The organism is Brevibacillus aydinogluensis (assembly GCF_961514395.1).
Lineage (GTDB): Bacteria > Bacillota > Bacilli > Brevibacillales > Brevibacillaceae > Brevibacillus > Brevibacillus aydinogluensis.
The window spans coordinates 4,095,001-4,105,500 of record NZ_OY569118.1; the positions used below are offsets into that span (position 1 = coordinate 4,095,001).

At 56.0% G+C, this 10,500-nt stretch carries 9 protein-coding genes (1 of these 9 only partly in view); all 9 read right to left on the bottom strand.

What is annotated here, in order from left to right:
* Nucleotides 1-1,926, bottom strand: partial view of a DNA gyrase subunit A gene (gyrA, locus tag Q7F15_RS20465; protein WP_171563884.1) — the 5' portion only. Its footprint begins 573 nt before the window's first position; only the first 1,926 of its 2,499 coding nucleotides appear in the window; its start codon is at nucleotides 1,924-1,926; its stop codon lies beyond the left edge, outside the window.
* A gap of 105 nt (nucleotides 1,927-2,031) precedes the next feature.
* Entirely contained in the window at nucleotides 2,032-2,574 is a 543-nt protein-coding gene (locus Q7F15_RS20470; RefSeq protein ID WP_304414851.1) for a YdbC family protein, read from the bottom strand.
* A gap of 101 nt (nucleotides 2,575-2,675) precedes the next feature.
* Nucleotides 2,676-3,863, bottom strand: coding sequence for an MFS transporter (locus tag Q7F15_RS20475; protein ID WP_304414852.1), 1,188 nt, complete (start codon nucleotides 3,861-3,863; stop codon nucleotides 2,676-2,678).
* A gap of 215 nt (nucleotides 3,864-4,078) precedes the next feature.
* Nucleotides 4,079-6,004, bottom strand: coding sequence for a DNA topoisomerase (ATP-hydrolyzing) subunit B (gyrB, locus tag Q7F15_RS20480; RefSeq protein WP_171563887.1), 1,926 nt, complete (start codon nucleotides 6,002-6,004; stop codon nucleotides 4,079-4,081).
* On the bottom strand, nucleotides 6,004-6,288 hold the full coding sequence (remB, locus tag Q7F15_RS20485; protein ID WP_171563888.1) for an extracellular matrix regulator RemB: 285 nt from the start codon (nucleotides 6,286-6,288) through the stop codon (nucleotides 6,004-6,006). Before remB ends, gyrB begins: the two co-directional genes overlap by 1 nt.
* Before the next feature lie 12 nt (nucleotides 6,289-6,300).
* Nucleotides 6,301-7,419 (bottom strand): DNA replication/repair protein RecF, encoded by a 1,119-nt coding sequence (gene recF, locus Q7F15_RS20490; protein WP_171563889.1) that lies wholly within the window; start codon nucleotides 7,417-7,419, stop codon nucleotides 6,301-6,303.
* Between the two features lie 16 nt (nucleotides 7,420-7,435).
* Nucleotides 7,436-7,651 (bottom strand): S4 domain-containing protein YaaA, encoded by a 216-nt coding sequence (yaaA, locus tag Q7F15_RS20495; RefSeq protein WP_029100576.1) that lies wholly within the window; start codon nucleotides 7,649-7,651, stop codon nucleotides 7,436-7,438.
* A gap of 30 nt (nucleotides 7,652-7,681) precedes the next feature.
* Complete coding sequence (gene dnaN, locus Q7F15_RS20500; RefSeq protein WP_171563890.1) at nucleotides 7,682-8,821, bottom strand: DNA polymerase III subunit beta; 1,140 nt, start codon at nucleotides 8,819-8,821, stop codon at nucleotides 7,682-7,684.
* A gap of 214 nt (nucleotides 8,822-9,035) precedes the next feature.
* Nucleotides 9,036-10,397 carry a chromosomal replication initiator protein DnaA gene (dnaA, locus tag Q7F15_RS20505; protein ID WP_171563891.1) on the bottom strand — a complete coding sequence of 454 codons (1,362 nt, stop codon included), beginning with the start codon at nucleotides 10,395-10,397 and terminating at the stop codon, nucleotides 9,036-9,038.
* Nucleotides 10,398-10,500: the final 103 nt, after the last annotated feature.

Below are 10,500 nucleotides of genomic sequence, written 5' to 3' on the forward strand. Positions count from 1 at the left end.
TTCCCGCAGGTTGACGGCAAACAGGCCGCCTTTGCGAATATGCTCAAACGCCGACAGCTCGGTCCGTTTGATAATTCCCTTTTTCGTAGCGAAGAACAGGTAGGCGTCTCCGCCCAGTTCCTTGACGGGGATGACCGCGTTGACCCGCTCGCCTTTTTCGATCTGGATCAGGTTGATCACCGGAGTGCCCTTGGCTGTGCGGCTCAGGTCCGGAATCTCGTACCCCATCAGGCGGTATACCTTGCCCTTGTTGGTAAAGAACAAGATGTGGTCGTGCGAATTGGTGATGTACAGGTGTTCGACAAAGTCGTCGTCCTTGGTGCCGATGCCCTGTACACCACGGCCGCCCCGTTTCTGCGCACGATAGGTGGAGACGGGCAGGCGCTTGATGTAGCCGTCATGGGTCAGCGTGATGACCACGTCTTCTTCTGGAATCAGATCGGCATCCTCAATGTGCTCTTCGTCATATGTGATGACGGTCCTGCGCTCGTCGCCAAACTTCTCCTTGATCTCCAGAAGCTCTCCACGGACGATCGCGTAAATCTTGCCTTCATCGGCCAGAATGGAGCGCAGTTCGGCGATTTTCGCCAGCAATTCCTGGTACTCGTTTTCGATCTTTTCCCGCTCCAAACCGGTCAGGCGCTGCAGGCGCATGTCGAGAATCGCCTGAGCCTGTTCCAAGCTCAATCCGTAACGGGACATCAGTCCGTCGCGGGCCTCTTCTGCCGTTTGCGATCCACGGATCAGGCTGATGATCTCGTCGATGTGGTCCAGCGCAATTCGCAGCCCTTCCAAGATGTGAGCGCGGGCTTCCGCCTGCTTCAACTCGTACTCGGTCCGTCTGCGGACGATCTCCCGTTGATGCTGGAGGTAGTAGTACAACATGTCCCGCAGATTCAACACGCGCGGACGGTTGTCCACCAGCGCGAGCATGTTGACCCCGAAAGTGCTCTGCATCTGGGTATGCTTGAACAGGTTGTTCAAAACGACTTTGGGGACCACGTCCCGGCGCAGCTCGATGACGATCCGCATCCCTTTGCGGTCCGACTCGTCGCGCAGGTCGGTGATGCCGTCGATTTTCTTTTCCCGTACCAGCTCGGCAATTTTTTCGATCAGTTTGGCCTTGTTGACCTGGAAAGGTATTTCCGTCACTATGATGCGCGGTTTCCCTTTGTCTTCTTCGATCGTCGTTTTGGCTCGCATGATGATCGAGCCACGGCCCGTTTCGTACGCCCGGCGAATGCCGCTGTAGCCGAGGATTTCCCCGGCAGTCGGAAAATCGGGCCCCTTGATGATCTTCATCAGTTCCTGAACCGTTATGTTCGGATTGTCGATCATGGCCACGACGCCGTCAATCACTTCGCTCAGGTTGTGCGGAGGAATGTTGGTCGCCATGCCCACGGCAATCCCCGCCGAACCGTTTACCAGCAGATTGGGAAAACGGGACGGCAGTACGACCGGCTCCTCTTTTCGGCCGTCGTAGTTGGGTGTAAAGTTGACAGTCTCTTTATCGATATCGCGCAGCAGTTCGAGAGCAATCTTGGACAGGCGGGATTCGGTGTACCGCATCGCCGCTGCCGGGTCACCGTCCACGGAACCAAAGTTGCCCTGTCCCTCGACCAGCATGTAGCGCATGTTGAAGTCCTGCGCCATCCGAACCATCGTTTCGTAGATGGCAGAATCCCCGTGCGGATGGTAGTTGGCCATTACTTCACCAACGACGTTGGCCGACTTCCGGAACGCTTTGTCCGGCGTCAATCCCATGTCGTGCATGGCATACAAAATACGCCGGTGAACCGGCTTCAGCCCGTCGCGGACGTCTGGCAACGCCCGGCTGACAATTACGCTCATCGCATAGCTGATGAACGACTCTTTCATTTCCTGGCTAATATCAACTTTGGGAAACCGAGCTGTTTCTTCTGCCATAAAGGGTAAACCTCCAACTGGTTATCGCAATACGTAATTATACCATACAGAAAGAGGTCACGTCCAAAATCTCTCGCAAACGCATTGCGTCACCAGTCTCCGGTCTTACGGCAGCACCAGCCAGGCATCCTCCAACGGGGCGATGATCGCCCCGGATGTCCCCTCCCGGTCCGGTTGGGCAGCATCCCACACCGTCGCGATGAGAAAACGCCCCCCATCCTTCACGGCTTTTCCCGCCACACCGGCGGCAGCCCCCGGCCAACCCGCCAGGCAGTCCGCTTCTGGCAAAACAGGCCGCTGTTCCAGCCGCAGCCATTTCCCAACCGCCAACGCGTCGAGCACGTTTTCCATCGTCCCCGGCATGTCGAGAACGCGTTCATAGAGCTCCACGCGGATGCGCTCATACGTCTGCTGCTGCCTGGTTTTGGCAAAAACCGGGTCGTGGTGGTTCGCCATAAACGCCCGGTAAGCGGCTTCATCCCGCCAACAAGCGAGAATGACAGCCTCGGCCGGGTCGCTGACATTCCACCCGCTGGCCTGGCCGAGAAAGCCGTCAACCTCCCTGACGGCTCTCCACTGCTCCTGCCCCCGGGAAAAGAACTGCTGTTGGCCCTCCCTCACCTGACACGCAATCCATTTGATGAGCATGACACACCCCCCGCTTCTTTTGTGTCCTGTCACACAGGCCAATCACCTACAGACGGCCGTCTGTTCATAAAACCGGTGCTTGCAAAAAAACCCGGACCATCTCAGGACGAACCGGGTTGCAGACGAGAATGGCGACGCCGCTCCTTGATCACGTACGCCAGATAGATGATCAGATAGAGTAAAATTACGATGACGGAGCAGCGATACATCAGGGCAAAACCGATTGCTTTGGCGACTGCGCCCAAAAGCATCGCCCCCGCTCCGATCCCCAGGTCAAACGCGGAAAAAAAGGTGCCATTTGCCGCCCCTCGCCGTTCAGGCGAAACGCGGTGGATGGTCCAGGCCTGCAGCGACGGCTGAACCGCGCCAAACCCGCTGCCAAACAGGATGGCCGCTGCAATCAGCCCAAAGGACGTCGTGCTGTACGACAAAATCAACAGACCCGCAGCCATCACAATACCGCCGGGCAGCAGCACCCAGAGGTGCCCTTTTCGGTCAAACAGTTTCCCGGCAACCGGCCGAATCAGCATCAGCGACAGCGCGTTGAACAGGAAGAACAGACCGACATTGCCGATCCCCGCTTCCTGGCCGAACAAGGTGATAAAACTGACAATGCCGCCGTACGTGACGCCCAGAAACAGCACCAGCAGCGACGGAAACAGCGCTTTTTGCTCCACCAGTCCACTTCGTTTTGTCTCAGGCTGCCGCCGACCGGCGCCGGCCGGTGCTGCCATTTTCACCGGTTTGGACAGGAGCATGGCCAATGCGGTCAAAACCGACGAGATCAAAAACAGCCAGCCAAATCCGAACGATTGCGCCAGCCACAGCCCCACCAACGGTCCAAGCGCCATCGCCAGGCTGCTGAACATCCCGAAATACCCCATTCCTTCTCCTCGCCGCGCAGCCGGAATCAGATCGGAAGCGATTGTGCCGAACGTGGTCGTGGCAATTCCCCAGCCTATGCCATGCACAAACCGAAGCCCCAACACGAGAGCGACCGTCGCCATCCAGTAATAACCGGCCACGCACAGCAGAAACAAGGCAAGCCCCACCAGCAAGACCGGCCGCCGTCCGACCGAATCCAGCGCTTTCCCGGCAAACGGACGAACGATCAGGGCGGACACCGTAAACAGGCTGACGACCAGACCTACAGCCAACTGGTCCCCGCCCCGTTCGGTCACAAACAGCGGAAGCGTCGGAATCAGCATCTGAAACCCGACGAAAAGAAAAAAATTGGAGAACGCCAACAGCACAAAATCTTTCGTCCAAAGCGGTTCCGTTTGGTTCATGGTTTCCCCTCCAGCGAGTAGGATATATCACTTACAATACATTATTATTTTGTAAGTTTAAAAATGTCAACGTACGAAGTGCAGCGTCATCGCTGTCGTCTCTGCCCAACAAAAAAAGCCTGCCCCATTTGGGACAAGCTTTTTCGGTTTGCTAAACATACGCATGCCGGCCTTACAAAACAGGTTCCATCTATCCGGCATGGTAAATCGTCTCCTTAAATGTCCAGATCCCGCACCGTGGCAGCATACTGCTCGATAAACTCGCGCCGCGGCTCCACATCGTCGCCCATCAGGGTTTCGAAGACCATGTCGGCTTCCATCGCATCTTCCAGACTGACCTGCAGCAGAGTGCGCACCTCGGGGTCCATTGTCGTCTCCCAGAGCTGGTCCGCGTTCATCTCGCCCAATCCCTTGTAGCGCTGAATGCTTGGTTTGGGGGTGCTCTTCAACGTGGCCAGAATTTCGTCCCGCTGCTTGTCGTTGTATGCGTAGTAAATCTGCTTGCCCTGCTTGATGCTGTACAGCGGCGGTTGAGCGATGTAGATGTAGCCCGCCTCGATCAGCGGCCGCATATAGCGGTAAAACAGCGTCAAGAGCAGCGTCCGGATGTGCGAACCGTCGACGTCTGCGTCCGTCATGATCACGACTTTGTGGTAGCGGGCCTTGGAGATGTCAAAATCTTCGCCGACACCCGTGCCGAGCGCCGTGATGATCGCGCGAATCTCGTTGTTGGCGAGAATCTTGTCAAGACGGGATTTCTCCACGTTCAACACCTTGCCGCGCAGCGGCAGAATCGCCTGGAAGTGGCGATCCCGTCCCGCTTTGGCCGAACCGCCCGCGGAGTCCCCCTCCACGATAAACAATTCGGACTCGGACGCGTCCTTGGACGAACAATCGGCCAATTTGCCCGGCAACGCGCTTACCTCCAGTGCGCTTTTCCGCCTGGTCAGCTCGCGCGCCTTGCGCGCCGCTTCCCGCGCCCGCGCCGCCATCAGCGCTTTTTCCACAATCCGCTTGGCTACCGCCGGATTTTCCTCCATAAAGGTGGCAAAGCGGTCGCCGAATACGGACTCGGTCACACTGCGCGCCTCGGAATTGCCCAGCTTCGTCTTGGTCTGCCCCTCAAACTGCGGCTCCGGGATCTTCACGGAAATGATCGCCGTAATCCCTTCGCGCACGTCATCACCGGACAGGTTGGGGTCCTTTTCCTTCAGGAAGTTGAACTTGCGGCAGTAGTCGTTGATGACGCGGGTAAGCGCCGTCTTGAAGCCGGACTCGTGCGTCCCGCCCTCGTGCGTGTTGATGTTGTTGGCAAAGGAGTAGATGTTGCTTATATAGCTGTCGTTGTACTGGATGGCTACTTCTACGTGCAGCCCGTCTTTTTCCCCTTCACAGTAAATGACTTCTTCGTGCAGCGGTTCGCGGTTCTTGTTCAAGTACTCGACAAACTGCACGATCCCGCCCTCGTAGTGGAACGACTCTTCCCGCTCCTGGCCGGGCCGCTCGTCTTTCAACGTGATGCGCAGCCCTTTGTTCAAAAAGGCCAGCTCGCGGATGCGCTTCTGCAGCACCTCGTAATCAAAAACGGTCGTTTCGGTAAAAATAGTCGGGTCAGGTTTGAAGGTGACCTTGGTACCGGTTTCTGTGGTTTCTCCGACAACCGCCAGATCTGCCTCCGGGACCCCGACGTTAAAGCGCATGAAGTGGACCTTGCCGTTCTGTTTCACTTCCACTTCCAACCACTCGGAGAGCGCGTTCACCACCGAGCTGCCCACGCCGTGCAGACCGCCTGACACCTTGTACCCGCCGCCGCCGAATTTCCCCCCGGCGTGCAGGACGGTCAAAACGGTCTCTACGGTCGATTTCCCGGTCTTTTCGTGGATGCCCGTAGGAATCCCCCGTCCGTTGTCCGTCACGGAGACAGAATTGTCCGGGTGAATCACCACTTCGATATTGTCGCAGTATCCGGCGAGCGCTTCGTCGATGGAATTGTCGACAATCTCCCACACCAGATGATGCAGACCGCGGCTGCTGGTTGACCCGATGTACATCCCGGGCCGCTTGCGCACCGCCTCCAAGCCCTCCAGCACCTGGATCTGACTGGCGTCGTAATTCGTATCCTTTGTCGTTACCTGGTCCACTACTCTGTCAACTCCTCCACTTCAGCTTGTACGGGAACCTGCTCCAAGCTGTCCACGAACTGAGCGCGTCGCTTTAGCGTCAGGGAAGATATGGGCGAACAGTAGACGGCATCCTTGGTGATGACATACGATTTCGTCTCCTCCACACCCTGGTCCACCACCATGTTGCGACGTGCCTGCAAAAACGCCTGGTTCACTTTTGACGATTTGACAGACTGGTGGTCGAGAATCGAAATTACGTCCTTGGTGCTCACCACAGTATCGCCACCAATGTGTATAAACATAACCTGTTCTCCCTACCTTTCCCCGGAGATTTTCCCTTCCCGCACGTAAAAACGCGAGGCTTGCTGGAGAACCTGATGTTTTAAGCCTTCCACACCCGTGGTGCTTACAAACGTCTGAACGCGATCTTGTATGGTTTCCAACAGCAGCGTCTGCCGATGTTCATCCAATTCAGACAGCACGTCATCCAACAGAAGAACGGGGTACTCGCCCACTTCTTCCTTGATCAGCTCGATTTCGGCCAGTTTGATCGACAGCGCGCTGGTCCGCTGCTGTCCCTGAGAACCGTACGTTTGTACGTCCATGCCGTTTACTTTCAGACTGAAATCGTCCCGGTGCGGCCCGATCAGCGTGCTGCCCCGGGCCATTTCCCGGTCAAACACCTCTTCGTAGGCGGCCAGCATCGCTTCAACCGCCTGCTCCACGGCCATCTCTTCCGTCACCGGCGAACTGTTCTCATAATGCAAAGAGAGCGTTTCCTTGCCGTCGGTAATGCCGGCGTGGATCGAGCGAGCCCACGTTTCCAGCTTCCGAATGAACGAAAAACGCTTCCGTAACAATTTTACCGCTAATTCTGCCAATTGGGTATTCCAAATTGCCAGCATTTCCAGCGAGTTACTTTTCTTCATCGCCAGGTCTTTCAGCAGTTGATTGCGCTGGGCCAGCACCTTGTTGTAATTGCTCAAATAGTACAGATACGTCGGAGACACCTGGCCGATTTCCATGTCGATAAACCGGCGCCGTTGGGCAGGCGCCCCCTTGACCACTCCCAGATCTTCGGGGGCGAACATGACCACGTTGAGTGCTCCGACGTATTCGCTTAATTTTTGCTGTTCCATCCCGTTGATTTTGGCCCGTTTTCCCTTGGCGGTCAACTGCAGCTCCAGCCGAACAGGTCCGGTGCGGCGCTCGACGTCGCTGCGGATGGCGGCAAAATCGGCATCCCAAGCGATCAGTTCCTTGTCCCGGGACGTCCGGTGGGATTTGGCCAGCGCAAGAACGTAGATGGACTCCAACACGTTGGTCTTGCCTTGCGCGTTGTTGCCGATAAACAGCTGAATGGGGCCGTCAAACGTGAGGGACAGCGCGTCGTAATTGCGAAAATGAGTTAGCGACAGGTTCTTGAGAAACAAGAATCAGGCTCTCCTCTCAGCGGCGCACTACTTTGAACCGGCCGTGCCCTTCGACCGTCACCTCATCGCCGGGATACAGCTTGCGGCCGCGCCGGTTTTCCTCTTCGCCGTTGACCAAGATCGGCACTTCGGCGAGAAACGCTTTGGCCATCCCGCCGGTGTCGATGATGTCGGCCAGCTTGAGGAACTGGCCCAGGGCGATGTACTCGGTTTGAATGGACACCTCTCGCATGGATGGGCTCCTTTCCTTTTCCAATACTACCTAGTAGGTCCGGACCGGCAGGATCAGGTGAAGCATCCAGTCATGATCGGTCGGACAGATGACAAACGGGCTCATCGGGCCGGTAAAGCTGGCTTTGATCTCGCTGCTGTCGATGGAACGAAGCGCGTCAATCATGTACTTGGCGTTAAAGGAGATTTTCAGATCCTCGCCGTTGAGCGACTTGGGCGCGACAATCTCCGTCACCTTCCCGATCTCCGGCGCGTTGGAGGTGATCTCCACGCTGCCGTCCGGCAGTGTCATCAGGCGCACTACGTTGGATTTGCCCTCGCGGCTCAACAGGGATGCGCGCTCGATCGACTGCAGGAATTCCTTTGTGCTGACCGTGATTTCCGTCTTGCAGCCTTGCGGGATGATCCGGGACGTGTCCGGATACGTTCCTTCCAGCAGACGGGAGTAGAACAAAATGTGCTTCGACTTCACCAGGATCTGGTTGTCAGCAACGACGATGTCGACCGGATGTTGGTCATCATCCAATATTTTGACCAATTCGTTGCAGCTTTTACCCGGTACGACCACATTGTGGAAGGAAAGCTCTTCCGGGCACTCCACCATCGCCGTGCGGCTGGCCAGCCGGTGGCTGTCAGTCGCGACAAATTTCAATTGGCCGCGGTCCAGCGACCACATCAATCCGGTCAGAATCGGCCGCATTTCAGACGTGGACACGGCAAACACAGTCTGGCGAATCATCGCTTTCAACAAATCGCCCGGCACGCTGAACACCTTGTCCTCTTCCAGCTGCGGCAGCTGCGGAAATTCGTTTGCGTCCATCCCGTTGATCGTGAATTCCGCTTGGCCGGAACGGATTTGCGTCACCAGACGGTCATCCACCATGATGTGAATTTCATTGCTCGGCAGTTTTCGTACAATTTCGCTGAAAATGCGAGCAGTCAGCACAATGCTTCCCGGCTGGTGAACAGTTACCCCCCATTCGTCTCCTTCCTCCGTGGGGATGAGCACTTCAATGGAGACGTCGGAATCACTTGCGGTCAGCGTCAGTCCCTCTTCATCCGCTCTCATCTTGATCCCGGTCAGGATCGGAATCGTCGTCCGACTGGATACTGCCTTGCTGACGTGCGAAACGGCGTTCACCAGTCTGTCGCGTTGAACGGTAATGTGCATCACCGTAAACCTCCCTTTTTCCTGCCATCTCGTTTTGGGCCTGCTGTGCATAATGCCCGTGTCTCTTTCATATCTTATTAGGATCTATCTTTTTAACAGGAGTAGTACTAGGCCCTGTGGGTTTGTGGATATCCCCAATTCTGACGTAAAAGATAGCCTATACACATGTGGGTAAGTTGTGTATAGGCTTTTGGCGTTATTCACAATTCACAGGTTAGTGGTTGGCTTTCAGCTTTTCGATCAACGATTGGATCGTCGTCTGGAGCTGCGGATCGGTCGCAAGCGCTCTGGAAATCTTTTCGTGCGCGTGAATGACCGTCGTATGGTCGCGGCCGCCAAACTCGTCGCCGATTTTGGGCAGCGAGGCGTCCGTCAGCTCGCGGGACAGATACATCGCGATCTGTCGTGGAAACGCTACCGATTTGGTCCGCTTTTTCGCCTTGAAGTCTTCCAGCTTGAGGTTGAACGCTTCGCCGACTGCGCGCTGGATGTCCATGATCGTGATCACCCGCGGACGGGAAGACGGGATGATGTCTTTCAGCGCTTCCGCCGCCAGATGGGTGTCGATGTCGCGGTTGATCAGGGACGAGTACGCCACGACGCGAATCAGTGCGCCTTCCAGCTCGCGGATGTTGCTGTCGATCTGGTTGGCGATGTAAATCATGACTTCGTTGGGGATGTCCAGGTTTTCCGCTTTGGCCTTTTTTCGCAGGATGGCAATCCGCGTTTCCAAATCAGGAGGCTGGATGTCCGTGATCAGTCCCCATTCGAAGCGGGAGCGAAGGCGATCCTCCAGCGTGGGGATCTCTTTCGGCGGACGGTCGGAGGAGATGACAATCTGCTTGCTCTCCTCGTGCAGCGCGTTAAACGTATGGAAGAACTCTTCCTGCGTCTGCTCCTTGCCGGCCAAAAACTGAATGTCGTCGATCAACAGCACGTCGACGCTGCGGTATTTGTTGCGAAATTCAACAGTCTTGTTGTCCCGGATCGAGTTGATAAACTCATTGGTAAACTTTTCCGACGATAGATACACCACTTTGGCTGAGGGATTGTGCTGAATCACGTAATGGCCAATGGCGTGCATCAAGTGAGTCTTCCCCAATCCGACTCCTCCGTAGATGAACAGCGGGTTGTACGCCTTGGCCGGCGCTTCTGCCACGGCGAGCGATGCAGCGTGGGCAAACCGGTTTCCGGAACCGATGACGAACGTGTCAAACGTGTACTTGGGATTCAGGATGCTGGGAGGCTGGTCATCGGTGTTGGCTGGAGGAGCGGATACTTTCACTCGGGGGGCCGGCTGTTCTTCGGCAAAGGCGCCGTCCGTATTTTGCTGGACGACGAAAATCACTTTCATATTTACGCCGGTAACCTCATAGAGTGTATCGGTGATCAATTGAGAGTAGCGAGTTTCCAGCCAGTCCCTGGCGAAGTCGTTGGGCGCTATGACAATCAGCGCGTCCTCCTCCAGTGTGCTCGCTTTGGTCGCCTTGAGCCAGGTATCAAAACTTGGTTTGCTGAGCGATTTTTCTATTTTGGCGAGTACCTTTCGCCAGAGCTCGCTAATCGCTGCATCCAACCGGAATCCCTCCTTTCAGGCAAACGAATATGAAATGATGAATGAAAAGATTCGGAATGGCGGATGACCAATAGGATAAATGTTCAACACAAGTACAGCGTGT